Annotated in this window: 28 protein-coding genes; 20 read left to right on the top strand and 8 right to left on the bottom strand. The window is 40.5% G+C overall.

Translation table 11 applies throughout. From position 1 onward, the window contains the following. Positions 1 to 14: 14 nt before the first annotated feature. Together C3F34_RS05990 and C3F34_RS05985 are read left to right on the top strand one after the other, a co-directional pair. Complete coding sequence (locus C3F34_RS05990; protein WP_044739576.1) at positions 15 to 413, top strand: OsmC family protein; 399 nt, start codon at positions 15 to 17, stop codon at positions 411 to 413. A gap of 70 nt (positions 414 to 483) precedes the next feature. Further along, positions 484 to 1,128 carry a glutathione S-transferase gene (locus C3F34_RS05985; RefSeq protein ID WP_104441246.1) on the top strand — a complete coding sequence of 215 codons (645 nt, stop codon included), beginning with the start codon at positions 484 to 486 and terminating at the stop codon, positions 1,126 to 1,128. Positions 1,129 to 1,179: 51 nt separating this feature from the next. Here C3F34_RS05985 and C3F34_RS05980 read toward each other — a convergent pair whose 3' ends face one another. Further along, a complete protein-coding gene (locus C3F34_RS05980; protein WP_044739578.1) occupies positions 1,180 to 1,794 on the bottom strand; it encodes an SPOR domain-containing protein in 615 nt (204 codons plus the stop codon). A gap of 246 nt (positions 1,795 to 2,040) precedes the next feature. Beyond that, on the bottom strand, positions 2,041 to 3,831 hold the full coding sequence (gene argS / locus C3F34_RS05975) for an arginine--tRNA ligase (RefSeq protein ID WP_104441245.1): 1,791 nt from the start codon (positions 3,829 to 3,831) through the stop codon (positions 2,041 to 2,043). Positions 3,832 to 4,016: 185 nt separating this feature from the next. Between argS and C3F34_RS05970 the strand changes: the two genes are divergently transcribed. The 7 genes from C3F34_RS05970 (at position 4,017) to C3F34_RS20540 (ending at position 12,911) form a co-directional block, all read left to right on the top strand. Next, positions 4,017 to 4,301, top strand: a complete 285-nt coding sequence (locus C3F34_RS05970; protein ID WP_104441244.1) for a DUF2798 domain-containing protein — start codon at positions 4,017 to 4,019, stop codon at positions 4,299 to 4,301. Between the two features lie 430 nt (positions 4,302 to 4,731). After that, positions 4,732 to 6,432, top strand: coding sequence for an NAD-dependent malic enzyme (locus tag C3F34_RS05965; RefSeq protein WP_104441243.1), 1,701 nt, complete (start codon positions 4,732 to 4,734; stop codon positions 6,430 to 6,432). Positions 6,433 to 6,628: 196 nt separating this feature from the next. Continuing rightward, the gene (locus C3F34_RS05960; protein WP_104441242.1) at positions 6,629 to 9,943 is read left to right on the top strand and encodes a type VI secretion system Vgr family protein; all 3,315 of its coding nucleotides are present in this window, start codon (positions 6,629 to 6,631) and stop codon (positions 9,941 to 9,943) included. Further along, a complete protein-coding gene (locus C3F34_RS20555) occupies positions 9,930 to 10,304 on the top strand; it encodes a hypothetical protein (protein WP_228155337.1) in 375 nt (124 codons plus the stop codon). Before C3F34_RS05960 ends, C3F34_RS20555 begins: the two co-directional genes overlap by 14 nt. 74 nt (positions 10,305 to 10,378) lie before the next feature. Beyond that, complete coding sequence (locus C3F34_RS20550; protein WP_228155336.1) at positions 10,379 to 10,555, top strand: hypothetical protein; 177 nt, start codon at positions 10,379 to 10,381, stop codon at positions 10,553 to 10,555. 77 nt (positions 10,556 to 10,632) lie between these two features. Continuing rightward, positions 10,633 to 11,412, top strand: coding sequence for a hypothetical protein (locus tag C3F34_RS20545; RefSeq protein ID WP_228155335.1), 780 nt, complete (start codon positions 10,633 to 10,635; stop codon positions 11,410 to 11,412). Between the two features lie 245 nt (positions 11,413 to 11,657). Beyond that, complete coding sequence (locus C3F34_RS20540; RefSeq protein ID WP_228155334.1) at positions 11,658 to 12,911, top strand: hypothetical protein; 1,254 nt, start codon at positions 11,658 to 11,660, stop codon at positions 12,909 to 12,911. 34 nt (positions 12,912 to 12,945) lie between these two features. Here the strand turns inward: C3F34_RS20540 and C3F34_RS05945 are convergent, their stop codons facing one another. Beyond that, a complete protein-coding gene (locus C3F34_RS05945) occupies positions 12,946 to 13,485 on the bottom strand; it encodes an IS630 family transposase (protein WP_126038012.1) in 540 nt (179 codons plus the stop codon). After that, positions 13,481 to 13,957: a helix-turn-helix domain-containing protein gene (locus C3F34_RS05940; protein ID WP_004677047.1), complete on the bottom strand. Its 477-nt coding sequence runs from the start codon at positions 13,955 to 13,957 to the stop codon at positions 13,481 to 13,483. Before C3F34_RS05940 ends, C3F34_RS05945 begins: the two co-directional genes overlap by 5 nt. A gap of 69 nt (positions 13,958 to 14,026) precedes the next feature. Here C3F34_RS05940 and C3F34_RS05935 point away from each other — a divergent pair, with 69 nt between their 5' ends. Then, a complete protein-coding gene (locus C3F34_RS05935; protein WP_104442298.1) occupies positions 14,027 to 14,602 on the top strand; it encodes a hypothetical protein in 576 nt (191 codons plus the stop codon). A 208-nt stretch (positions 14,603 to 14,810) separates the two neighbouring features. Here the strand turns inward: C3F34_RS05935 and C3F34_RS05930 are convergent, their stop codons facing one another. Next, entirely contained in the window at positions 14,811 to 15,731 is a 921-nt protein-coding gene (locus C3F34_RS05930) for a Dyp-type peroxidase (RefSeq protein ID WP_044739585.1), read from the bottom strand. A gap of 164 nt (positions 15,732 to 15,895) precedes the next feature. Here C3F34_RS05930 and C3F34_RS05925 point away from each other — a divergent pair, with 164 nt between their 5' ends. Further along, complete coding sequence (locus C3F34_RS05925) at positions 15,896 to 16,519, top strand: LysE family transporter (protein WP_104441241.1); 624 nt, start codon at positions 15,896 to 15,898, stop codon at positions 16,517 to 16,519. Between the two features lie 37 nt (positions 16,520 to 16,556). Here the strand turns inward: C3F34_RS05925 and znuB are convergent, their stop codons facing one another. Genes znuB through C3F34_RS05910 form a run of 3 tightly spaced genes read right to left on the bottom strand, consistent with a single transcriptional unit; the run spans position 16,557 to position 18,622 of the window. Next, positions 16,557 to 17,357 carry a zinc ABC transporter permease subunit ZnuB gene (gene znuB, locus C3F34_RS05920; RefSeq protein ID WP_104441240.1) on the bottom strand — a complete coding sequence of 267 codons (801 nt, stop codon included), beginning with the start codon at positions 17,355 to 17,357 and terminating at the stop codon, positions 16,557 to 16,559. 3 nt (positions 17,358 to 17,360) lie between these two features. Continuing rightward, complete coding sequence (gene znuC / locus C3F34_RS05915) at positions 17,361 to 18,152, bottom strand: zinc ABC transporter ATP-binding protein ZnuC (protein ID WP_104441239.1); 792 nt, start codon at positions 18,150 to 18,152, stop codon at positions 17,361 to 17,363. After that, on the bottom strand, positions 18,125 to 18,622 hold the full coding sequence (locus C3F34_RS05910) for a transcriptional repressor (protein WP_104441238.1): 498 nt from the start codon (positions 18,620 to 18,622) through the stop codon (positions 18,125 to 18,127). Before C3F34_RS05910 ends, znuC begins: the two co-directional genes overlap by 28 nt. A gap of 138 nt (positions 18,623 to 18,760) precedes the next feature. On the opposite strand from C3F34_RS05910, the gene C3F34_RS05905 reads away from it, so the two are divergent. The 9 genes from C3F34_RS05905 to atpD all read left to right on the top strand — a co-directional run bounded on the left by C3F34_RS05905 (position 18,761) and on the right by atpD (position 26,524). Further along, complete coding sequence (locus C3F34_RS05905) at positions 18,761 to 19,600, top strand: metal ABC transporter solute-binding protein, Zn/Mn family (protein ID WP_104441237.1); 840 nt, start codon at positions 18,761 to 18,763, stop codon at positions 19,598 to 19,600. A 170-nt stretch (positions 19,601 to 19,770) separates the two neighbouring features. Continuing rightward, a complete protein-coding gene (locus C3F34_RS05900) occupies positions 19,771 to 20,169 on the top strand; it encodes an ATP synthase subunit I (protein ID WP_104441236.1) in 399 nt (132 codons plus the stop codon). Between the two features lie 102 nt (positions 20,170 to 20,271). Next, positions 20,272 to 21,147 (top strand): F0F1 ATP synthase subunit A, encoded by an 876-nt coding sequence (gene atpB, locus C3F34_RS05895; RefSeq protein ID WP_016165603.1) that lies wholly within the window; start codon positions 20,272 to 20,274, stop codon positions 21,145 to 21,147. 85 nt (positions 21,148 to 21,232) lie between these two features. After that, positions 21,233 to 21,478 (top strand): F0F1 ATP synthase subunit C, encoded by a 246-nt coding sequence (gene atpE / locus C3F34_RS05890; protein ID WP_000424060.1) that lies wholly within the window; start codon positions 21,233 to 21,235, stop codon positions 21,476 to 21,478. A gap of 40 nt (positions 21,479 to 21,518) precedes the next feature. Then, a complete protein-coding gene (locus C3F34_RS05885; RefSeq protein ID WP_016165602.1) occupies positions 21,519 to 21,989 on the top strand; it encodes a F0F1 ATP synthase subunit B in 471 nt (156 codons plus the stop codon). A gap of 12 nt (positions 21,990 to 22,001) precedes the next feature. Further along, on the top strand, positions 22,002 to 22,538 hold the full coding sequence (locus tag C3F34_RS05880; protein WP_016165601.1) for a F0F1 ATP synthase subunit delta: 537 nt from the start codon (positions 22,002 to 22,004) through the stop codon (positions 22,536 to 22,538). Positions 22,539 to 22,600: 62 nt separating this feature from the next. Then, a complete protein-coding gene (gene atpA, locus C3F34_RS05875; RefSeq protein WP_016165600.1) occupies positions 22,601 to 24,145 on the top strand; it encodes a F0F1 ATP synthase subunit alpha in 1,545 nt (514 codons plus the stop codon). An 88-nt stretch (positions 24,146 to 24,233) separates the two neighbouring features. Continuing rightward, positions 24,234 to 25,103 (top strand): F0F1 ATP synthase subunit gamma, encoded by an 870-nt coding sequence (atpG, locus tag C3F34_RS05870; protein ID WP_016165599.1) that lies wholly within the window; start codon positions 24,234 to 24,236, stop codon positions 25,101 to 25,103. 26 nt (positions 25,104 to 25,129) lie between these two features. Beyond that, positions 25,130 to 26,524: a F0F1 ATP synthase subunit beta gene (atpD, locus tag C3F34_RS05865; RefSeq protein WP_004684425.1), complete on the top strand. Its 1,395-nt coding sequence runs from the start codon at positions 25,130 to 25,132 to the stop codon at positions 26,522 to 26,524. Positions 26,525 to 26,532: the final 8 nt, after the last annotated feature.

The following is a 26,532-nucleotide window of genomic DNA, read 5'->3' as shown; positions in this document are numbered from 1 at the left end:
AAAGGAACAATAAGATGAGTATTATTGCGCAAGCACAGGTTCGCACACGTGCGGAACATTGGTTAGGTGACATCTCAAGTGGGACACATCATTTTCTCACAGATAAACCTGCCTCATTTGGGGGGCAAGATTTGGGACCAGCACCCTATGATTTTCTTTGTTCAGGTTTGGTGTCGTGTACCATGATTACTTTGCGTATGTATGCACAGCATAAGCAAATTGATTTGGGTGATTTTAGCGTGGAAGCCGAGTTTCATGGTAATAAGGATGGGCAGGAATGGATTGAGCGTCGGTTATCCTTTCAACAGTCTTTATCAGAAGAATTACAACAGAAAGTCCTTGAGATTAGTGAAAAGACTCCTGTCACCAAAACTTTATTACGTAGTTTGGAAATACGCACTCGCCTGATGTAATCAGGCTTTTTATATTCGGGAGAATTGCTGAGGTTAAGCAATTCTGATATTGGCAAATTGAGGCTAGGGCATGATTACCTTACATCATTTGGAGCAATCTCGCTCTTTTCGCATTTTGTGGGCTTTGGAGGAGTTAAACCTGAATTATCAGATTCAGTTTTATCGCCGTTTAGCAACGTTTGCTGCACCTCCTGAACTGAAACTGGTACATCCTTTGGGTAAGGCCCCAGTTTTAACGGATGGGGAGGAGAGTATTGCTGAATCAGCTGTGATTTTAGAGTATTTACAAGAACAATATGATACACAGCAACAGTTCAAACCGCAGGATCATGCCAATAAACAACAATACCGTTATTGGATGCATTATGCAGAAGGCTCATTAATGCCGCTGTTGGTGATGCAATTGGTGATGACCAATGTACCGCAGCATGTTCCTTTTTTGATTAAGCCTGTCGCGAAAAAAATTACTGCGGGGGTGAAAGCAGGATTTATTCAACCCCGCTTAAAAGATCATGTGCAATTTTTAGAAAGCTATTTGGCTAGTCATGATTATTTTGCAGGTACGTTCTCTTTTGCAGATATTCAGATGAGCTTTCCTTTGCAGGCATTAGTGTCGAGAACTCAGGGGAAATATCCTAATATTCAAGCCTTTATCCAGCGTATTGCTCAGCGTCCAGCCTATCTCCGTGCACAAAGCAAAGAGCAAGCCTTATAAGGGTTGAGGGCATAAAAAAAGATGCTACATCAGCATCTTTTTTTATGTTACTTAGCGTTTGACGACAATGGAGTCGATACCGCTATGTTGTAAAGTTTGTTGTGCAATGACGGCTGCTTCTTGTGAGTCATAAGGCCCAGATACCACACGGTACCAAGTTTTACCTCCTTCAACAGTTTTCACCACATCCGCGGATAAACCATTCAAGATAATTTCAGCACGGCGCGCATCAGCACTGTCAGGATCGGGGTAGCTACGAACTTGTAAAATATAGCTTGGTGTACGTTCTGCTGGTGTTGGATTGATTTGAGCTTCTGTAGCATCAGTTGCGGTGCTGCTTGCCGCTTGTTCTGCTTGAGGTGCTTCCACAATCACCACAGTGCCTGAATCTTTATTTTCAGGAATAGCCTGTTCGGGAATCGGGGTGACTTGTTGTTGTGGCAACAAATCATAAAAACGATAATCCTTGTTGGTTTCTTCCTGATAGTGTTCAGATGTCACCTGATTTTTAGGTTGAACAGGTGCCCACGGTTTCCATAGCATTAAAGCAACTGCAAAACTAAGTACGATAAGAATAACCACAAGCGTACCTAACCACGCTGGAATCAGTGGTTTTTTCGGCTTATTTGGTCGTTCTGAAACACCGCGTTGCGTTTTTCCAAACACGTGGAAACCTCTTTTCTTCTCATCAATACAAAGGACTGACTTATTATTTCTTTATTTTAATACACGGCCTCAATGGATTGAGAGAGGTGTGTCGTATCAAAATAAACAATCGCTTTGCAAAACTCAAGTTTCACAAAGCGAGAAATACATCAGTGTTTACATAGCCACTTTCAAGTGCGTAGCTTTCGGTCTTACAGTTCAGGCATGGCTCCTGATCCGACGATGTGCAAAGCGTTACTTTACCTGTTACATCGTCTCAGGTGCAGATACACCTAATAATTCTAAACCATTGCGTAATACTTGTTGTACGTTTACTGAAAGCAATAGACGTGCTTGTGTAAGTTCAGCATCATCATTCAGTACTTTGTGCTCATTATACCAACCATGGAATAAAGCAGCCAATTCTTTCAAGTAGTTACCGACCTGATGTGGTTCGTAAGCATTGGCAGCACGTGCAACCACTTCTGGGTAAGCAGCAAGTTTGGCAAGAATTTCTGTTTCTGCATCCAAGTCCAACTTATTGGCAAATTGGCGGGCAGTTTCAGCATTGAAATTGATACCTGTTGCAGCAGCTTTTTCACGCATACGGCAGATACGGGCATGGGCATATTGAATGTAGTACACCGCATTGTCTTTGCTTTGTGAAACTGCAAGATCCAAATCAAAATCAATGTGTTGTTCAGACTTACGCATCACATAATAAAAACGTGCAGCGTCATTGCCGACTTCTTTACGCAGGTCACGTAAAGTCACGAATTGACCTGAACGCGAAGACATTTGCACCATTTCACCACTACGCCACAAGCTCACGAACTGAACTAAAAGGACAGTCAGTTTCTTCGAGTCATAACCCATTGCATCAATAGCAGCTTTTACACGTGAAATATAACCGTGGTGGTCTGAACCCCAAATATCAAGCAGGTCGGTATAACCACGTTGTAATTTGTTTAGGTGGTAAGCAATGTCAGAGGCAAAATACGTGGTTTGACCGTTACGGCGTTTGACCACACGGTCTTTTTCATCGCCAAATTCAGTCGATTTAAACCAGATATTGCCCTCTTTTTCGTAGAGGAAACCACGCTGATCAAGGGTTTGCAGTGCTTCATCAATCTTTTCAGTTAAAGAGGCTTCACTGAACCAGTGATTAAAAGTTACACCAAACTCACCTAGATCATCTTTGATGTCATCTAAGATCGCTTTCAATGCCGCTTGATGGAAAACACGATAGCCTTTGCCCGTCAATTGTTGTGAATTAAAAATTAAACCATCGATATGCTTTTCTTTGTCGCCAGAAAGGACAACTTTATTGCCTTCCGCATCGAGTTCTTCAGCATATTGCACATCTTCAGGTACATCTTTATAGACGTCTGCTACAGGGTGAACATAGGCATTGCCATCGCTATCAATAATGCTTTGTGCAATTTCCTTAACGTAGTCACCTTGATAGGCATTTTTGGGGAACACCAGTTCCTGACCTGTCAACTCTAGGTAACGTAAGTAAGTGGAGGTTGCCAAAATGTCCATTTGACGGCCTGCATCATTGACATAATACTCGCGGTCAACTTTTGCACCTGTAGCTTCAAGCAGGTTTGCAACCGTCATGCCATAAGCCGCACCACGACCATGGCCTACATGCAGGCTAGATGTTGGGTTGGCGGAAACAAACTCGACTTGGATGCGTTTTTCTGCATTCACTTGAGTGCGACCAAATTGTGAGTTTTGTGCTTGAATTTGATCAAGTACAGCAAAACGCTGATCGGCATTTAAAAAGAAGTTAATAAAGCCTGGACCTGCAATTTCTGCTTTGCTGATGTCAGCTACTTCAGGCAGTGCTGCGAGAATTTTTTCGGCCAAATCACGTGGCTTGATACCCGCAGCTTTTGCACCAATCATGGCGATATTTGATGCGAAATCCCCATGGCTTCGGTCTTTGGTACGCGTCAAAGTACTGTTGTTATTCCAGTCAGATGGGAGTACGCCTTCCGCTTGAAGGGATTGCACTGCATGATCGAGCGCTGCTTGTATTGCCGTGTTCATAGAGTCGAAAATAAATGTCGCAGAAAAACAGCAAATATAGCAAATTTCGGACCATAAGGTGAGTCCTTTCTATAGAATGTTTTTTATTCGCCTTGAAATTTTTCATCAGGCTTTTATAAGCTGCATCACATCTTGTCAGAGAAACTATGGCATAGTGAGTAAATACAAAATCTTGGAATCAACAGATGATGACAGAACGGCCTAAAATCATTGGAAATATCCCTAAACTGCCAGCCAAATTTGCGGGCTGGGTGATGCCCTTTTTTCTCTCTTGTTTAATGAGTGGCATTATTTCCTTTATTAATATGCTACGTAATTTGGGTTGGAGTGATACCTTTTTATCACTTTGGTTTTCAGCGTGGATGATGTCATGGGCTATTGCCTATCCCGTAGTTTTGGTGATGTTGCCATTGGTGCGTAAGTTGACTGCACTATTTGTAGAGATGCCACCTAATCAACCACCCAAATAAGGATGAAAACTCAAGAAGAAATTAGCCAAAAGTCTTAATCTTTATAAATATTTGTTTTATATAATAATATTTTTATTCATTTGAATTTTAATATCATTTAAAAAAATACTAAGTGAATTAAATGGAATTAAATGTAAAAAATTAAATTATAGAAAATAGTGATAATTGATTTAGGTGTATTTAAGCTTTAACTTGCTAAAATAGCTATATATTATAAATATATCAGCAATTTTAATGAAGTCGGCATGTATTTTAAATATAAAAAAACAATAAATAATGCTCCATTTAATAGCGAAATTATCTTAATAGTATTATCACGTATCTAAATATACGTTGCTGGGGAAATAGGTCTAAGCTATACACCGAATCAAAAGAAATTTGATGACGTAAAGTAATCCTGCTGAGAGGATTGCGCGCACTGAGACTGGTTATGACAACTGCACAATTGAAGACGAAACACCCTTTATATATCCCGTACGCTGGAAACACTCTGTTAGAACTCCCACTATTAAATAAAGGCTCTGCTTTTACAGAAGAAGAACGCACACGCTTTAATTTACATGGCTTGGTTCCGCATGTGATTGAGTCGATTGAAGAGCAAAGTCAGCGCTCATATCAACAATACTGTGCTTTCAATGATGAAATTAATAAGCATATTTACCTGCGCAATATTCAAGACACCAATGAGACTTTGTTTTATCACCTGATTGAAAATCATCTAAGTGAGATGATGCCAATTATTTACACACCGACTGTGGGTGAAGCATGTCAGCGTTTTTCAGATATCTATCGCCGTCATCGTGGGATTTTTATTTCATACCCTGATCGTGCACATATCGATGATATTTTACACAATGTAAATAAAAAGAATGTCAAAGTGATTGTGATTACCGATGGTGAGCGTATTTTAGGTCTGGGGGACCAAGGGATTGGTGGTATGGGCATCCCGATTGGTAAGCTTTCCCTCTATACTGCATGTGGCGGAATTAGCCCAGCTTATACTTTGCCAATTACGCTTGACGTGGGTACCAACAATCAACAATTGCTGAATGATCCTATCTATATGGGTTGGAGTCAGCCACGAATAAGTGGTGAAGAGTACTATAGCTTTGTGGATGAAGTGATGGCAGCGATCAAACGCCGTTGGCCAAAAGCACTAATTCAGTTTGAGGATTTCGCGCAAAATAATGCAATGCCATTGTTAAACAAATACCGCGATGAGGTGTGTTGCTTTAATGATGATATTCAAGGCACCGCAGCGGTTTCAGTGGGCAGTTTGATTGCGGCATCGCGTGCGGCAGGCAAGCAACTCAAAGACCAAATTATTACCTTTTTGGGTGCAGGTTCAGCAGGTTGTGGTATTGCAGAGCAGATCGTTGCGCAAATGGTAGCAGAAGGTTTAACTGAAGCTGAGGCACGTGGGCGTGTGTTCATGGTGGATCGTTTTGGTTTGATCACTGAAAATCAGCCTAACTTGCTTGATTTCCAACGTAAATTGGCGCAAAAACCTGAAGTGATTGCGACTTGGGGTAATGCCGAAGAACATATTTCTTTATTGGATGTGGTTAAGCAGGCTAAACCGACGGTATTAATTGGTGTTTCCGGTCAACCAGGTCTATTTACTGAAGAAGTGATTAAGACCTTGGCGAGTAATTGTGAGTCGCCAATTGTATTGCCATTGTCGAATCCAACCTCACGTGTAGAAGCCGTGCCTGCCGATATTGTGCAGTGGACCGAAGGGCGTGCATTAATTGCCACAGGAAGTCCTTTTGCACCTGTGAATTATCAAGGTAAGATTTATAACATTTCACAATGCAATAATTCGTATATCTTCCCAGGGATTGGTTTAGGGGTGGTAGCTTCAGGCGCAACTCGTGTAACGGACAGTATGCTCATGGCATCAAGCAATGCCTTGGCAGATTGCTCCCCTAAACTCAGTAACGCTGATGCAGATTTACTGCCAGATATTAATGATATTCAAAATGTTTCTAAAATCATTGCATTTAAAGTGGCAAAAGCAGCCATGGATGCAGGCGTTGCACCGATGGTCAGCGATGAATTATTACATGAAGCGATTGAAGCGAATTTCTGGAAACCAGAATACCGCCAATATCGTCGGATTACCTTTTAAACTTATCAAAAGGTTTTAATAAAAAAGAGGCGTAAGTCTCTTTTTTTTATGGATAGGTGTTGAGCCTAAAACATTTCTCGAAAGTATGTTTAAACATGGAATAAAAATACTACAAAAAGAGCTAGACGTTGATTTGAGCGGTTCATTAGAATGTCGCGCTTAATATACGTATAACTTTTAATAACGAATTACAACTATGTTGAATCATATTCATCGTGTTTTAGACCAATTGGGTCTAACGACACTAAAAAGGGCTATTCACGTCCAATTTTCCAATGCGGAGTTGAATACGCAGGTCTTTCTACAGCGTGTTGAGGGGAAACATGCGCTCAATGTTGGCTTAGAACTCGAATTAATCTGTTTATCGACCAATGCTCATCTGGCCTTAAAGCAATTTATAGGTTGCCAAGTGGCAGTTGACCAAGTGACCGATATGGGGCAATTGGCACGGATCACAGGCATCATTACCCAAGCCAGCCAATTACAAAGCGATGGTGCTTTTACGGTTTATCGATTGGTGTTGCAAGATGCAACGGCACTTTGGCATAAGCGACGTAACAGTCGAGTATTTATGAATAAAAGCGTGCCTGAAATTAGTGAAATTCTATTTAAGGAATGGCAGGAAAAAAGCACGCTGTTTAATGCTAGCCTGAGTCTAGATCTTTCAGGTTTAACTCAAAATTATGATGTTCGTCCATTTGTGATGCAGGCGAACGAAACCGATTATGATTTTTTAACCCGTCTATGGCGTAGTGAGGGTATTAATTGGCTGGTCGATGAAACCAGTCTGATCGTTAGCCATGCTTTGCAAGCGATTGAGTCACAAAAGTTAAGATTGATAGATGATCAGTTGCAATTTACTGCTTTGAATCGGGGCATTATCCGTTTTCATCGCAGTCATGCTACCGAGCGTTTTGATAGTATGACCAGTTTGGTGGCGCATCGACAATTACAGTCGACAGCCAGTTCGGTTCAACGTTGGCAAGCGGATACTTTGCAACAGGATGATGGAAGTGGCTCATTGTTGAGCAGTCATCAGCAGAGTGAAAGTTATGCCAATGAAAGCCTGAGTTTGGAACAGGCATGGTCAATTACGCCTGCTTGGATTTCAGACCTGACAGGCGCCGATCAGACCACGGCATCGGGGACGCAACAATTAGAAAAACTCAATGCGAATTTGGGGCAGTATCAAGCTGCTTGCGCTAAATATTTTAAAGCGCAGACGAGCGTGCGTGATGCGCAAGTGGGGTATTGGTTTGAATTGCAAGGACATCCTGAAATTGACCAACACACAGGTGCCGATAAGCAGTTTTTGATTTACGAAAAGCAGTTTTATAACCAAAACAATTTGCCCGTTGAATTACACAATCAATTGCGTCATTTGCTCGAATCTAGTCATTTTTCTCGCAGATCATCTGAAGAGCGTCAAGCCAATGAGCTGACACTGGTCCGTCGACAAATAAGAGTTTTACCTGAATACAATCCTTTAACACATCGCCCCGTGGCCTACCCGCAGCATGCTCGTGTAGTTGGACCAGAAGGCGAGAAAATTTATGTGGACGAATGGGGGCGAATTAAAGTTCGTTTTCTCTTTACCCAATCTTCCGATCATCAGCATGACGAAGGTGCAGGTAGTAATCAAAATGACACGGATTCAGCATGGGTGGATATTTTAACGCCATGGGCAGGTGAAGGCTATGGTGTCCGTTTTCTACCACGTGTCGGTGAATTGGTGGTGATTGACTTCTTTGATGGCAGCGTTGATCGGCCTTTTGTCACTGGACGTATCCATGAAGCTGAACGTTATCCAACGCGTTTTGATGTAAAAGGACAATTACCTTCGACGAAGAAATTAAGTGGAATACGTTCTCAAGAAGTGGACGGAAGCGGTTTTAATCAGTTGCGTTTTGATGATACGACGGGTCAGATCAGTGCCCAGTTGCAAAGTAGCCATGCTGCAACCCAGCTGAATTTGGGTAATCTAAGTCATCCTAAAGAAACTGAGCAAAGCAGTGGTCGAGGCGAGGGCTTCGAACTCAGAACTGATGCTTGGGGAGCGGTGCGTGCTGGCAAAGGCATACTGATTAGTACTTATGCACAAGAGCAAGCGATTGCTGACCACTTAGAAGCAGCCCAAGCGCAGTCTTTGCTTTCACAGGGCTATGACAGTATGAATGTACTGAGCGAAATTGCGGTGAAACAGCAAACGGATGCCTTGAATGTAATTCATCGGTTGCCGAAGTTTATTCAATCACTCGAGTTAAAAACCACAGGGCAAGCGCTAGAAAGCACATTAAATCTGTTCAAAGAAAGTATGAATAAAGATCCAATTCACGCATTAAAAGATTGTGGCGGTTTTATTGCGGACATCGGGGCATTAGGGAGCGATACCAAAACCGTTGTAGAGGAGTTCAATGCATTCTTTAGTGATGCCAAAGATGCTGCTGAAAATTTAAAAGCATTTATTGAAAATGTTGAAGAACATGGTGCTGATCTGGTTAAAGGTAAACTGGCAAGTATCAAGGATCGAATTCAGCAAAACCCTTTTGAGAGTATTCAGGAAGTAGGAAAAGTTTTAGCCAATGTCGATATTCAAGATTTTGACTTGATGAGTGCATGTGGAACTTTTCGCAAAGGAAATAAATTGGAAGTTACACCATCCACAGCATTAGATTCTTTGCAAGGCTTTATGGAGGGGTATACCCAAGGTCTAGAAAGTAGTTCTGATGCAAAGCAGCAAGAACAAGGCAAGATTTTTAGACAGGCATTGATGTTATTAGCATCACCTAATGGGATTGCTTTAACAACACCTGAAAACATTATTCTGCAAGCTTCGCAGGATATTGCGGAGAGTGCCAGTGGTTCAATTAACCTAAGTGCTCAGAAAAATATTATTGGGCATGCACAGGATAAAATCAGTTTGTTTGCCGCACAAAAGGGCTTTAAAGCTTATGCCGCAAAAGGAAAGTTGGAGTTACAAGCACAAGATGATGCGATTGAGGCAATCGCCAAGAAGGTCATTAAACTGATTTCTACTGAAGATAAAATCGAACTTACAAGTCCAAAAGAAATTGTACTAACAGCGGGTGGGTCTCAGCTCAAAATTAATGCAGATGGCGTATTTTCAACAACAGGCGGTAAGTTTGAAAGTAAAGCTGGGCAGCATTTGTTTACGAGTGGGGCAACAGTAAATGCTGAGTTGCCGAAAATGCCGGAAACGGGAATGTACAGTATGAGATTTGATTTAGGTCAAATATTTGATACTAAAATATTAAAAAATATGGAATATAAATTAATTAATCATTCTAAGAAAATTGAAGCTGTATATGAGTTTGAGCAAGAAAGTAGCGCAAGAGTTTATAGTGATTCTGTTGATAATGTAGAACTCACTTTAGTACCAGGAGTTTATTTAACAGAAATTAAAGAGTTAATTTCTGAACAGGAAGCTGAATCATTAGATGATGAAGATATTGATAGCTGTGGTTGTGGAGAAGAGCATGAACATGATTGAAATTTTACAAAGTAAGAGATCACAATTTTATTTATTTAATATTAATAGCTTGATCATTTTAGCTCTTGCTTTTTGTGGAATTATTATTAGTTCGACTGTCTATGCAAAAGATATATTTAATGTTGAATTGAAATGTAAAGGGCATGATCAAGAATATTGCGATATTGTAAAAAATTCTGATAATAAAACTACTTTCATTTTAAGAAATATGAGATATCCTGAAGTTGATAAAGTAAATGAAAATGTTTTTCATGCTTATGGTAGTTGTGGTTCACCATGTCAATATCATTTTTTTATAAGTAAGATACAGGAAGATCAAACTAAAGAGTTTATTGTCATAGATAAAAAAATAATTGTTTAATTGAAAGTGATTCTAAGAAAAATATTATCTATGCTAGAAAGTTATTTAATAAAAATAAAAAAATAATAGCTAATTTGAAAAATAAAGAATTTAATAGTGTTCCAATAGATAGCGCTATATATAATTCATTTCAAGAAAAATCATATTTTGATGATAAAGGAAAATTACATTTAGTAGCAATGCTAGCGGATGTAGATAAAAATGGTAATAGTTTATATTTTAATAAAATAATTAAGAAAACTTGTGAGTAATAAATGAACTATAGCGAAGATTTTAAAATATTTGTTGCAACTATTAATGGTGAAGCTGAAAATTGTAGTGAAACTTCATGGAAAGTTATTGCCCATACAATGAGAAACAGAATGGGTTTGCAAACTGGAAATCCTGGAGCAATATTATCCAAATCGTTACAAAAACAGGATACGATGCGTATACTCAGAAAAATTCACCTTATAAAAGAGCAAAAAAAGCTTTAGATTCGGGTGATATTTCATCTAAGCTGATGAGTTTGATTAAAGCAGTAGAACCTATATTTAATGGAACAGAGCCTGATTTTACAGGTGGTGTTGTATATTATTATAGTCCTAAGGCACAGGCACAATTACATAAATCTGACCCTTCTAATTACCCTTCTTTAGTTCCTGATTTTGTAGTAAGTAAATCGAATCCTACTCAACAAGTTCAAATATCAGGGACTGAAAAAGATGATATGCGTTGGTATAAAGTTATAACTTCAATATTCGATGTTTCATTTGTCGATAATGCTGGTAATCCATTAGTTGGTGTAACAGTTGATGTGGTATATAAAGATAAAGAACCAGTACCTTTATTCAAGGGTTTAATTACAGATAAAAAAGGAAAGATAAAGAAGGTTAAGGTTTGTAGCTATATGGGTGCTAGGTTTAAGGTTAATGGTATTTTAGTAAAAGATAAGAATAATAAGGAAATCTCTTTATTGGGTGATGGAAAAAATTATGCATCAGTTATTGTAGTAAATAATGGGAAGGGTGGTATTAAGTCGAAAACAGATGTACATAATCAAACGCCATCTCCATTATCCAAACAATCCATAAGTACGGATAACTCTCAGAGCAATGAGAAAAAATAGATCAAAATAAAATATTTAATAATATATCAGATGTTATTTTTGATCTTAAATTAATAGATAGTGAAAATAAGATAATACCCAATTTTTCATATTTAATAAAATATAAAGGAAATGATAAAAAGCATTCAGTTGGAATTGATGGGATTGAAAAAAATATAGTTGCTACATCAGGAGAGAAAATTTCTGTTGAAATAAGTGGGAAGGATTCTCGTCAAATTCTTAAATCTTTTACTGTTTCACAAGGAATGAAAGAACAATTAATAAAAATAGATTTACATTCATTTGATATAATATTTTATCATGATGATAACTTAAAGAAGCCTATAAGTAATTTAAATTTAGTACAGACTTATAGAGGAAAAACTAAATCTAAAGTTACTAATAGTAATGGTAAAATTACAGTCAAGGCAATGCCTGGATTTGAATTAAATTATAAATTAAGAGATGGTACTCATATTAGTACTTTAAAAGTAGATAAGAATAAAGCACAAAGGGAGATTTATATTGAAAAGGGTGCTATTGAATCAGCATCAGAAAAGTTAAAGACAGATGTTAGTAAAAATACTCCACAAAAAAGTAATACAACTCAATCTACATTAGTCTCTAGACCAAAGTCAGGAGCTGATCAGACCCTTAGAAGAGATCAAAAGCAATCAACGAGTGATGATGGTCACCCAAAAACTTTAGTTAATGACAATGGTGAAACTGAATTTACAGTATATACATACGATCAAAAAACTAATCAATTATTTAGTGGAGGAAATTATTCGATTGAATATAAAGATAAGAAAAAGAGCCACTCAAGTGGCATGCATGGTCTAGGTAAGAAAATACATAAAGGTGAAATTGGTCAAAAGATAAAAATTACAGTGATTAGTGCGGGAAGGGAATATATTTTTTTTGATGGCGAAATTAGCAAAGGAATGAAAGCCTTTGAGTTAAAATTAGATAGACCTGCTATCCCGAATGTATCAGATGTAACCATTGGGTTTAAAGGTGTTAATGAGCAAGAAAGACAAGTAATCGTCAGCCAGAAAACGAAAAATGTACTAGCTTACTTAGCTAAAGAAGCAAATATGAATAGGCTTTTTATTACAAGTACAATAAGGAGCCCAAGAGCTCAAGCAGAAGCAATGTATTTGAAGGCAACGCAATATGCAGGACCTGGGGAGGCTGTGAAAAAAGTTAAAGCAGATTGTATTGCTAAGGGGCTTGGAAAAGAAGAAACTATTCAGAAAATGGTTGATAAAATTATTGAGTTCCAAAAAAAAGGGCAGAGAGTTTCGAAACATTGCGTTTCAGAAGAGCAATATAGAAAAAATAATATTATTGATTTAGGTACGAACAGTAATGGTTTTGGGACAGGAAATACTTTGAACAGTGTAGGAAAAAAATTTAAAGAAGTTTGTCAGAAAGCTTTAAAAGATGGAATTATTTCAGGTTTTATTTCAGCAGATGTACCTGGTGAAGGCGCCATGCACATAGAGATTATGCAATGATGAATAGATTATTTCTTTTATTTGTAAGTATCAACTAAAAAGTAAACATGTATTCATTACCAAAACCCTTTGAAATCTGCCCAACCCAACGCTCTATTTGATCTGCCTTCATCACCTTAAAATCCCGCCAGTTATACTTCATCTGCTTCCAAACCATCTCAATTCTATTCAGCTCAGGACTATACGCAGGTAGAAAATACAAAGTCGTTGAATACTCTTGTACAAGAAGCTTGCGCCAATCTACCATCTGTTTGCTGCGATGAATCGAGGCATTGTCAACAATCAACACCAAAGGAACTTGATAGCTGCGTTTCACCTGTGCTGCTACACCCATCAAATAGGCATAAAACCAGCGACTGTTAACGGACTCCTGTAGGCAACTGGTGATCAGATGACCCGTTGACAGCAGACAACCCATCACATTAACTCGCTTTAGTCTTACAGCATCAACCGCATGAACATCGCCTATCTTTGTCCATGCATAACGATTATCTGGCGTAGCCGAAAATCCTGTTTCGTCCACATAGCCCAATACAATTTCACCACGTGCCGCTTGCTCACGTAATGCTTCAATCTGCTGTTGCGCTTGTCCAAATGCGGTCGGGTCTCTTTTTTTTCAAGCTGTGGCGGGTGCGTTTGAAGACCATGCCTGAATCTCGCAAAAACTTGCGAAGAGTTTCAACAGACACGGATACACCGTGTTTTTCATGCAGTTTGACTCGGATTTGTTCTGCATTGAGTGGACTTGTGTTGACCCACTCTAAGATTTGAGCCTGATAGTTTGAGGTCAGTGTATTGGGACGGCCTGAGCGATGACCTTCTTGAATCGATTCAAACTGATGTAGCTCCCAATGTCGGCGTTGTAGCCTTATGGTTTCTGGGATACGCTCTTGTAACGCAGCAACTTCGGCAACAGTTTTACCTTCGGAAAGCCAGAGAATGGTTTGGGCACGTTGTCTTTCACGCCAATGTGCTGCATGCTTGGTCAGGAGAATTAGTTGTGCACGCTGTTCTAAGCTGAGTGGGACGGTAACAATCCGTGGCATGTGCAAACATCGGTTAACCAAAAATGTCTTTTCGCATGTTTAGTTGTTTTTGTCAACTTAATTAGTTTGATGTATGCGTGTACAACAGAGGCAGTTCAACATAAGTCAAGTAATACAAAACTTTATTTTTCATATCGAATCTGTGAAAAGTCAGGAAAATGTAAGAATTTTACACCTACAAAAAAAGTAGATGATTATTTATTTAAAAGACTTGATCCTGCATATGATGAATTTTACATAAAAGATAATAATGGTAATTTTACTTTATATTATAAAAATGTTTATAGTGAAGATGTTCAAGTTGGATGGGCAAAAGCTAAAGTGGATAAAAATAATAATGAGTTGAATTTAAATATTGATAAAATTAACTTGGCCTTAGGTGGGGTTGATTTTATAAAGAATGGATATGCAACTAAACAAGCTGAATCAAAGAACTTTAAATCAGGATTCTATTATTTAGATGATAATTATGAAGGTGCTCCATATTATCAAAAGCAAAAAATAGTTTTTAAGAAAATTGCCGGAGATTTAGTTTTAGAATGCAATAGTTATTTAAATAACTTATCTGTAAAAGATAACTTTTATGGGGTTTTTTATGGAGTGTGTTCGGATGGTAAAAAAGTTTATTTTAAAGAAGTCAATTGACTCAGAGGCTTTTCTAATACTAGTGTGAGATTAATTGTACTTACATTATTAGTTATAAATTATCTTTGGTTAAGATGAGTATTTAAATGTAATAAAATTTTTATTTTAAAATCAGTGTTTACTTATATTTTATTTAAAAATATAATCAAAAATGATATTGGCTTTTGAATAAGCAGTAGAAATAAACTGCTTATTCATAATTTTTTAGTTAATCCGCCAAAACCTCTTCCAATAACTCCTCGCTCGGAGCAAAGAAGTAAGCACCATCTACCGCGGTCACAAAATGCAATAGGCGGTCATGAATGCCATCGCCAGTTGTGCCAAACATGTGTTCTAACATGTTATCAATGATGGCAAGGTTTTTGGTATAAGCAATAAAGAACAGGCCTTGCTCACCTTTACCATCGCCATAAGGTAAAGAATGGCGCAAAATTTCCATCTCTTCGCCTTTATCATCTTCAATCACAACACGTGCAATATGAGCATTTTCTGGTTTGACGTCATCATCCATTTCAATGCTTTCTAGTTTTGAGCGACCCATGACATTTTCTTGTGCGTCGACTTTTAGACGTTTCCATTTATCTAAATCATGTATATAGCGCTGTGCAAATACAAAAGAACCATCTGCAAAAATACCTGCATCTTCTGCTAAAAGTGCTGTTTCTGCACGATCATCAGGAAATTGTGGGTTTTCAGTGCCATCAATAAAGCCTGTTAAATCTCGCCCATCAAAATAGCGAAAACACACACGTTCATCCAAAACGTCAACTTTATCTTGAATCCCATCGAAGAAAGCTTGGCTTAAAGTAAAGCAGATGTCACTACGTTGCGAGGCAATATGAATCAGCACATCCGCGGGTACAGCTGGCATTTCAAAGGCACCCTGAATTGGAGCAAGTTGTTTGAATCCCTCAGGAGATTGTGTATAGAGTTTTGTCCAAAGTTCAGGCCCAAAGGCAATCGCGGTCTTAATTTCTGCAGTTGGATGTTGAGTAATTAAACGATCTCGCGTGTCCAGTAAATCTTCGATCTTTTCTTTTAATTCAGGCAACGTTAAATCTTTTAAACGTAATACGATAAAGCGGGCATGATCTGAAGGTAAGGGTAAAATTACGGATTGTGCGGTCATTTATAGCTCCTTTGATTTTTATTCAATGTGTGGCTGGGTTTTATTGTGCCTGATCCATGCATAGCTGAATAGCCTAAACTATATTATTCTTGAGTGAGAATTTCTCAGCACATTGAATGTGTGAAAAGTCATATAATGACCTGTTTTTCTGAGGTGGTGTGACGATGTCTTTTCAAGTTTGGATGGCGTTTATGTTGGCATGCTGGGTGATTAGTGTTTCACCTGGAGCAGGGGCAATTGCCTCGATGTCGAGTGGTTTAAACTATGGATTTCGTCGTGGTTACTGGAATGCGATTGGTTTGCAACTAGCGCTGTTGGTGCAAATTGGGATTGTTGCCGCTGGGGTCGGGGTGCTTTTTGCCACTACACCTTGGGCTTTTCTGTTGGTGAAGTGGTTTGGTGTGGGCTACTTATTGTATTTGGCTTACTTGCAGTGGAAGGCCCCTGTACAGTCCATTGAAATTGAGCAAGAACAACAAGCAACAAAGTCGATTCCCAAACTGGTGGGTTATGGTTTCTTGGTCAATATGAGCAACCCAAAGGCAATCGTATTTTTATTGGCTGTATTGCCCCAGTTCTTAGACTTGTCTAAGCCACAGTGGATTCAGTATGTAATAATGGCTGTGACCATGATCAGTATCGACTTGATTGTGATGGCGGGCTATACAGGTTTAGCGGCGAAGGTGTTGAAACTGTTGAAATCTCCAAAACAGCAAAAATACATGAATCGTACTTTTGCTGTGCTATTTAGTTGTGCTGCAGGACTTTTAAGTTTGGTGCATCAATAATAGAGAGCGATCAAGATTATGTATGAGAGATGATGGATTAAGCCATTTTCCTCACTTTTTGAACTGCAAAAATCAGCGCAAAAACCAACGCCATACACAGCACAATGCTGAGACCTGTTGGGGTATTGAGCGCAGCACTCGACCATAGACCTACACTGACGCCAAATTGCGCTGCAATAAAAGCCCAAATCACCATTTGTTTAGGTGAGTGTGCGAGTAGACGAGCAGTAAGTGCTGGAATCACCAAAAGCGCTCCCATTAACAGTGAACCCACGGCGCGCAATGCCAAAACAGTGAAAACTGCTAAAAGTAGCATAAATACCAAACGTTGCCATTTGGCATTCACGCCTTCACTAATTGCAATGTCAGGATCAATTGCAATTTGGATTTGTGCTTTCCAGTATTTGAATAGTACTGCCAGTGCCAGTGCAATCACAATCGCAAACATGGGTAAATCAGACCAAGCAATCGTGAGCAAGTCACCAAATAAATAACTGAGTAATTCAGGTCTTAAACTTGGTAAATGTTGAATCAGCATTAAGCCTGCACATAGCAAGGTAGCTGAACAGAGGGCTAGTAAGGCATCATTGGGTAAACGCGGATCATGCAGTACCCATAAAATGGCGACCAGCATAAATGCCAATAAAGTGACACCGACCCAAAACGGTAGACTGAGGGCACCTGCAATCGCTACGCCCAACAAAGTCCCGTGTGCCATAGTGTCTGCGAAGAACGACATACGACGCCAAAGCATCAAACAGCCCAAAGGTGCAGTTAAGAACACCAATAATGTCCCCATGGTCCAAGCAGGTAATAGCAGATCTAACCATTCCAACATCTATTAGGCTTCCGGTTCAGGGTGAATATGAGGACGAGGATCATGTTGGCAGGCTGTGGCACTATCTCCATGAGCGCAATGATCATGATGGTGTTGATAGAACACACGATTGGTGCCAAAAATGGCTTGGTATTCTGGATGCTGTTGAATATTCTCAGGTAAACCGCTACAGCAAATATGCTTATTCAAGCAGACCACGCGCTGCGTACCTTGCATCACCCACTGTAAATCATGCGACACCATCAATACCGCACAACGATATTTTTCAGGTAGGCTGCGAACGTAATCATAGAGTTCAGCTTCAGACTGAATATCAAGCCCTTGCATTGGTTCATCAAGGACCAAAAGGTCAGGTTGGCGCAGTAAGGCTCGCGCTAATAACACCCGTTGTCGTTCGCCACCAGACAGCAGTTGCACTTTAGAATCTTGTAGTTTGGCAATGCCTGTGTCTTGAATAATTTCTTGTTTAATTGCAGCAGGGCAGGACTCTAAATCAAGTAAGTCCTTCACACGTAAGGGCAGGCTGTGCGATGGGTTAAACTTCTGCGGTACATAAGAAAATTTAAGCTTCCGTGTAGATGATACTTGCCCAGCATTGGGTTTTAAAATGCCGAGTAGCACTTTAATTAGGGTTGATTTCCCCGCACCGTTAGGGCCAATTAAGGTGACAATTTCTTGTTCATGGATTGAAAAGTCAATCTGTTTCAGAATGTCACGGTCATCGATACGGACGCTAATTTGCTCTAAAGCAATGAGTACAGGAGTGCTTAATTCGCTTGGCTGCAATTCTGACATTTTCCAGAAATCTCAATAATGCTGTGTTGTGCAGTGAAATGATCAGAAGTGGCAAGCGCATCTAATTGTTGTAGTAGACCTTCGGAAGATGCTTCTTTCACAATATGACATTCTGTGCAAATTAAAAATGCAGCTTGGTGGCCTTCGCGGGGGTGGCAGCAGGGGATATAAGCGTTTATTGAAGTCAACCGATGAATCAGCCCCTTTTCTAATAAGAAATCCAGTGTGCGATAAACGGTCGGTGGGGCTGCTGGGCGATCAGATTCGCTTTTGATTTTTGCGAGTAAATCATAAGCCCCCATTGGGCCTTGTGCAGTCAAAATCAGTTCCAGCACTTCTTTACGAAGTGGGGTTAAGCGCGCGCCAGTGGCTGCACAGAGGCTTTCAGCTTCCGCAAGGCGTGTCGCGACATTATGATGATCATGTACGCCATGTAATGCATTGTGATGTTCATGCGAACATAAGCTCATAGCAACCTCAGTTCGGGCTTGAAATAGAAAAATTGACATTAAATTTTAACATGAACCGCTTTAAGTTACGATTAGACGTAGGTATTTTTATTAAATTGTTATATTATAACACTAGATAAAATTTAGTGCTGTTTGATCATGTCTCGTCTATTCGCTTTTTGTTTACTGTCCATTCTAAGTACTGTGGGGTGGACTCAAAGTCTTGTGGTTTCAACGCATCCATTATATTTGATTGCACAAGAAGTCACAAAAGGGGTAGAGCGACCAGTTTTACTCTTGGAAAACCAAACTGGGCATGATGTATCCTTAACACCCGCACATCGCAAGGCGATACAAGATGCTGGATTGGTGATTTGGCTCGGCAAAGCTCATGAAGCTCCACTGGATAAATTACTGCATAATAATCCTAAAGCGGTTTCTATTTTGTCTTCAGGATTAGTTAAAACCTTACCGCAACGTAGTACACGTGGTGCACCTTTAGCCAACACAGTCGATACCCATGTGTGGTTAGACCCAAACAATGCGGTACGTATTGGTTTCTTTATTGCAGCATTACGTTCACAGCAACAACCTCAATACCGTGATAAGTATTGGCATAATGCACAAGTCTTTGCCAAGCAGATGTTTGGTATAGCGCAAAAATTCCAAAATCAAGGTGCAGTGCAGCCGTATTGGGCCTATCACGATGCTTATCAGTACTTAGAACGCCCATTACACTTAAAACTTGCTGGATCAATGACTGATGATCCACATATTGCGCCAACACTGGCACAAATCAAATATTTGAATGATCATCGTGGGCAAAAGAAAATGTGCTTATTGGCAGAAGCTCATGCCAGTGCCAATCAGTATCAAAAACTTCAGCCTATTGTGTTTCAAGCGGTTGACGAAAGTTTAACAGCAGAAAATAACTTCATTTCAGCATGGTCAGATTTGGCGCAACAAGTCAAAAATTGTGTATTAACTGCGCGTCAATGAAGACAAAATAATCAATATTTAATCAGCTGCTAGACATTTATTGTATTGAAAAAAACTCGACTTAGGTCGGGAAATGATTGCATGTTCAGGGGTGTAACTCTATAATGCCTGCGATTAAAAACGATCATCAGCTAAACTTGTCAAGCATTTATGCTGTGAGTGGATAAATAATGAGCCGAACTAGTCGCATGATTGACCGACGATTAGCGAAAGCATTAGTCATCTTGCAGGCATTTATGATTCCTGTGTCAGCCTTGTTAGCGTGGGTTGTGAAAGATGCAACGGCAGCTTTAAGTGCCGCACTTGGTGCGGGTGTTTGCTGGCTGGCAAGTTGTTATTTTTCGTGGCAGTCGTTTCGAGCTGCAGGAGCGCGAGCATCCAAACAGGTACTTTCAAATATGTACCGAGGGATGATGGGCAAGTTTACGATTGTGATCGTCGGATTTATTTTAATTTTAAGCAATGTCCAACCGTTATCTCCGGGGGCGTTGTTTTGTGGTTTTATCCTCGTTCAAACCATGTCGTGGGTCGCTCCTTTTTGGGTGTCACGTCTACAAAAACGAGTTTAAGCGCAGCTAAATTGAAAAGTTTTTTTGGAGATAAGCGAGATATCACGCAGCATGCGATATTCGCTTACTCTATTTGTATTTGACATTGACCAGGTGTGATTTATGGCTGCTGAAGAACATGCCCTTACTTCGACCGAGTATATCAAGCATCACTTGACCAATATGACCTATGGCAAAATGCCAGACGGGACATGGAAATTGGCTGAGACTGGTGCTGAAGCTCAACAGATGGGGTTCACTGCTATTCACTTGGATTCAATGGGTTGGTCTATCACTCTTGGTGTGATTTTCTGTTTGTTATTCTGGTGTGTAGCGAAAGCTGCAAACTCTGGTGTTCCGACCAAGTTCCAGTCTGCAATTGAAATGATCATTGAGTTTGTGGACTCAAGTGTTCGCGACACTTTCCATGGCAAATCACGCTTAATTGCTCCACTTGCATTGACCATTTTCGTGTGGATTTTCCTCATGAACGCAATGGACTTAATTCCTGTTGACTGGATTCCTTATTTAGCTCAACAGATTGGTGCAAGTGTATTTGGTATGGATCCTCATCACGTTTACTTTAAGGTTGTACCTTCTACAGATCCAAACATTACCCTTGGTATGTCTTTATCTGTATTCGTACTGATCTTGTTCTACAGTATCCGTGAAAAAGGGATTGGTGGTTTCGTTGGCGAATTGGCACTTAACCCATTTAATCCAAGTAACCCAGTTGCAAAAGCGTTACTGATTCCAGTGAACTTAATTCTTGAATTAGTAACCTTCCTTGCACGACCAGTTTCATTGGCTCTGCGACTTTTCGGTAACATGTATGCGGGTGAGTTGATCTTCATCTTGATCGCATTATTACCGTTCTGGATCCAGTGGGCGCTGTCTGTGCCTTGGGCGATCTTCCACATTCTTGTTATTACGTTACAAGCGTTCATTTTCATGATGCTGACTATCGTATACTTGAGCATGGCAAGCGAAAAACATTAATGGTATTGCCTAACTATCAAAGGATGGTTGGGCTTAAAATTTTTTTACTTTAATTTGGTATAAACCTAACCTCTGAGGAATTATCATGGAACTCACTTTAGGTCTAGTTGCAATTGCATCTGCTATCTTGATCGCTTTTGGTGCTTTAGGTACTGCGATTGGTTTTGGTCTTTTAGGCGGTCGCTTCCTTGAAGCTGTTGCTCGTCAACCAGAATTGGCTCCACAACTTCAAACTCGTATGTTCTTAATCGCGGGTCTTCTTGATGCTGTGCCTATGATCGGTGTTGGTATTGGCTTGTTCTTCATCTTCGCTAATCCATTTGTAGGTTAATCAGCTTAATTCCTAAATTAAACTATTGAGGAATAGCGAAATGAATATCAACCTCACATTGATTGGTCAAGCGATTGCATTTGCGATGTTTGTCGCATTCTGCATGAAATTCGTGTGGCCACCACTAATCAATGCGATTAGTGAGCGTCAGCGTAAAATTGCTGATGGCTTAAACGCTGCTGAAAAAGCGAAAGCTGATCTTGCGGATGCGCAAGCTCAAGTAAAAGCTGAATTAGATGCAGCAAAAGCACAAGCGGCTCAATTGATCGAACAAGCGAACCGTCGCGGTGCACAATTGGTAGAAGAAGCGCGTACTCAAGCTGCGGCTGAAGGTGAGCGTATTCGTCAACAAGCAAAAGAAGCTGTTGACACTGAAATCAATGCTGCTCGCGAAGAATTACGTCAACAAGTTGCTGCTCTTGCAGTTACTGGTGCAGAAAAAATCCTGAACCAGCAAGTTGATGCAGAAGCTCACAATGCCATGCTGACTCAGCTGGCTGCTAAACTTTAAGAGAGGCGGATTATGGCTGAACTCTTGACGTTGGCACGCCCGTACGCTAAAGCAGCATTTGCTTACGCTTCTGAGCAAAATGCAACTGACGCTTGGTCATCTGCATTGAACTTGCTCAGTGCTGCGGTGCAAGACGAAGCATTTTCAGCTTTCTTAACTCGCCCTGAGCTTACTCCTGCTGAGCAGGTAAGTCTTTTTGCAAAAGTATTAGGCGAAGACCAAACTGCGGCAGTGTCAAACTTTTTGACATTGCTTGCGGAAAATAGCCGTTTGGTTCTTCTTCCTGAAATTTCTGCAGAATACGAACAGCTCAAATCACAGAATAACAATACGGTGGATGTAGTGATTGAATCTGCATTCCCTATGACTTCTGTACAAGAACAATTACTTGCACATGCTTTAGAGAAAAAATTCGAAGCTGCGGTAAATGTAACTGTAGAAGTTAAACCAGAGCTTATTGCTGGTGTAGTTATTCGTGCAGGCGACCAAGTGATAGATGATTCTGCGCTTAACAAGCTTGAAAAAATGCGGACTCGTCTTCTTGCGTAATAAGGCTTGAAAAAAGCTGCGTATTAGAAGACTGAACTTAATAAAGATTGAGGTATAGCGCAATGCAACAACTGAATCCATCCGAGATCAGTGCGCTCATTAAACAGCGTATCGGCGATCTGGACACCAGCGCGACCGCTAAAAACGAAGGAACCATTGTTATGGTTTCCGACGGTATTGTGCGTATTCACGGCCTTGCTGATGCAATGTACGGTGAAATGATCGAATTCGACGGCGGCTTATACGGTATGGCACTGAACCTAGAACAGGATTCAGTGGGCGTCGTTGTTTTAGGTAACTACTTAAGCCTTCAAGAAGGCCAAAAAGCACGTTGCACAGGTCGTGTATTAGAAGTTCCGGTTGGTCCAGAACTTTTAGGCCGTGTCGTAGATGCTTTGGGTAACCCAATTGATGGTAAAGGCCCAATTGATGCAAAATTAACTGATGCTGTTGAAAAAGTAGCACCAGGCGTAATTTGGCGTCAATCAGTGGATGAACCTGTACAAACTGGTTATAAATCAGTAGATACAATGATTCCAGTAGGCCGTGGTCAGCGTGAGTTGATCATTGGTGACCGTCAAACTGGTAAAACAGCTATGGCGATCGATGCGATCATCGCTCAGAAAAACTCTGGCATTAAATGTGTATACGTAGCAATTGGTCAAAAGCAATCGACTATCGCTAACGTTGTACGCAAGCTAGAAGAAACTGGCGCTATGGCGTATACAACTGTTGTAGCAGCAGCTGCAGCCGATCCAGCAGCAATGTTGTACTTGGCTCCATATTCTGGCTGTACAATGGGTGAATACTTCCGTGACCGCGGTGAAGATGCACTGATCATTTATGATGATTTGTCTAAGCAAGCTGTTGCTTACCGTCAAATTTCATTGTTATTACGTCGTCCACCAGGTCGTGAAGCGTACCCAGGTGACGTATTCTATCTTCACTCACGTCTTCTTGAACGTGCTTCGCGCGTTTCAGCTGACTATGTTGAGCAATTCACGAAAGGTGAAGTTAAAGGCCAAACTGGTTCATTAACTGCATTACCAATCATTGAAACTCAAGCGGGTGACGTATCTGCATTCGTACCAACGAACGTAATTTCGATCACTGACGGTCAGATCTTCCTTGAAACATCATTATTCAACGCAGGTATTCGTCCTGCTGTGAACGCGGGTATCTCTGTATCTCGTGTTGGTGGTTCAGCGCAAACTAAGATCATCAAAAAATTGTCTGGTGGTATCCGTACTGCTTTGGCGCAATACCGTGAATTGGCAGCGTTTGCTCAGTTCGCTTCTGACCTTGATGAAGCAACTCGTAAGCAACTCGAACATGGTCAACGTGTAACTGAGTTAATGAAGCAAAAGCAATATGCTCCTTACTCAATTGCTGACCAAGCTGTTTCAATTTATGCATCTAACGAAGGCTACATGGCTGACGTTGAAGTGAAGAAAATCGTAGACTTTGATGCTGCATTAATTTCTTACTTCCGTTCAGAACATGCTGCGTTAATGCAAAACATCGATGCTACTGGTGATTACAACAAGGACATCGAAGCTGCAATCAAAGCAGGTATTGAAAGCTTTAAAGCGACTCAAACTTACTAATTTCAACTTCAGTTGGATTTAGTTTTGGTTTGGTTCACGGATCAACCTTCGAGGGCTCGAAAGGGCCTTCGAATACTAGGTTAAGCGTATGGCAAATTTAAAAGAAATTCGCGCCAAAGTAGCTAGTATCAAAAGCACGCAGAAAATTACTCGCGCGATGCAGATGGTAGCAGCTTCTAAGATGCGTCGTGCGCAAGAGCGCATGGCTCAAGGCCGTCCGTATGCCGAAAATATGCACCGTGTAATTGCTCATTTGGTACAAGCGAACCCTGAATACAAACACCGTTATATGGTTGAACGCCCAGTTAAGCGCGTTGGCTATATCATTGTGTCTTCAGATCGCGGCCTTGCTGGTGGTTTGAACATTAACTTGTTCAAAAAAGTGGTTAAACACGTCCAACAGCAACAAGAGCAGTCAATTGAAGTTCAATTTGCTTTAATTGGTCAAAAAGCGGTTTCGTTTTTTAAAAACTACGGCGGTAAAGTGCTCGGTGCTACGACAAATGTCGGTGATACACCAAGCCTTGAACAGTTATCTGGTTCTGTACAGGTGATGTTAGATGCGTTTGATAAAGGCGAGTTAGATCGTATTTATCTCGTATCAAACGGCTTTGTCAATGCCATGACTCAAAATCAAAAGATCGAACAACTTGTGCCTTTAGCGACTGCTGAAGAAAACAAGACCCTTAACCGTCAATACGGTTGGGACTACATCTATGAGCCAGAAGCTGAAGAGCTTTTAAATGGCTTATTGGTTCGTTATATCGAGTCTGTGGTATACCAAGGTGTGATCGAAAACATCGCGTGTGAGCAGTCAGCTCGTATGGTTGCAATGAAAGCTGCAACTGACAACGCAGGTGAATTGATCAAGAGCCTACAACTTATTTATAACAAGCTGCGTCAAGCCGCGATTACTCAGGAAATTTCTGAGATCGTTGGTGGTGCCGCTGCCGTTTAACATTATTTTGAATTGAGGAGACAGCAATGAGTAGCGGTCGTATCATTCAGATCATCGGCGCGGTTATCGACGTCGAGTTTGAACGTAACAGCGTTCCTAAGATCTATGACGCTCTCCACGTTGATGGCACTGAAACTACTTTAGAAGTTCAGCAACAACTTGGTGATGGCGTAGTTCGTACTATTGCAATGGGTTCTACTGAAGGCCTTAAGCGTGGTTTGAACGTAACGAATACTAACGCACCGATCTCTGTACCAGTAGGTACGGCGACTCTAGGTCGTATCATGGACGTTCTTGGTCGCCCAATCGACGAAGCTGGTCCTGTAGCGACTGAAGCGCGTTTGCCAATTCACCGTCAAGCACCTTCTTATGCTGAACAAGCAGCTTCTACTGACCTTTTAGAAACTGGTATTAAAGTTATCGACTTACTTTGCCCGTTTGCAAAAGGTGGTAAAGTTGGTCTGTTCGGTGGTGCCGGTGTTGGTAAAACTGTAAACATGATGGAGTTGATCAACAACATCGCGAAAGCTCACTCAGGTTTATCTGTGTTTGCTGGTGTTGGTGAGCGTACTCGTGAAGGTAATGACTTCTATCACGAGATGAAAGACTCAAACGTTCTTGACAAAGTAGCAATGGTTTACGGTCAGATGAACGAGCCACCAGGTAACCGTTTACGCGTAGCGTTGACTGGTTTGACCATGGCTGAGTACTTCCGTGACGAGAAAGACGAAAACGGTAAAGGCCGTGACGTATTATTGTTCGTCGACAACATCTATCGTTATACACTAGCAGGTACTGAAGTATCAGCACTTCTAGGTCGTATGCCATCTGCAGTAGGTTACCAACCGACACTTGCAGAAGAGATGGGTGTTCTTCAAGAACGTATTACATCGACTAAGTCTGGTTCTATTACGTCAATCCAAGCGGTATACGTACCTGCCGATGACTTAACAGATCCATCGCCTGCAACTACGTTTGCTCACTTAGATGCAACAGTTGTATTGAGCCGTGACATCGCATCTTCTGGTATTTACCCAGCGATCGATCCACTTGACTCAACTTCACGTCAGTTAGATCCACTAGTTGTGGGTGCTGAGCATTACGAGATCGCTCGTTCAGTTCAAAACGTTCTTCAACGTTATAAAGAATTGAAAGACATCATCGCAATTCTTGGTATGGATGAACTTGCAGAAGAAGATAAGTTGACTGTTTACCGTGCGCGTAAAATCCAACGTTTCTTCTCTCAACCGTTCCACGTAGCTGAAGTGTTTACTGGTGCTCCTGGTAAACTTGTACCGCTTAAAGAAACGATTCGTGGCTTTAAAGGTCTTTTAGCTGGTGAATACGATCACATTCCAGAACAAGCGTTCTACATGGTTGGTGGTATTGACGAAGTAATTGCTAAAGCTGAGAAACTTTAATTAGTTAC

Source organism: Acinetobacter sp. ACNIH2, from assembly GCF_002934965.1.
GTDB lineage: Bacteria > Pseudomonadota > Gammaproteobacteria > Pseudomonadales > Moraxellaceae > Acinetobacter > Acinetobacter tandoii.
Note: the sequence above shows the minus strand (reverse complement) of the source record. Positions and strands in the feature narration are given on the sequence as shown.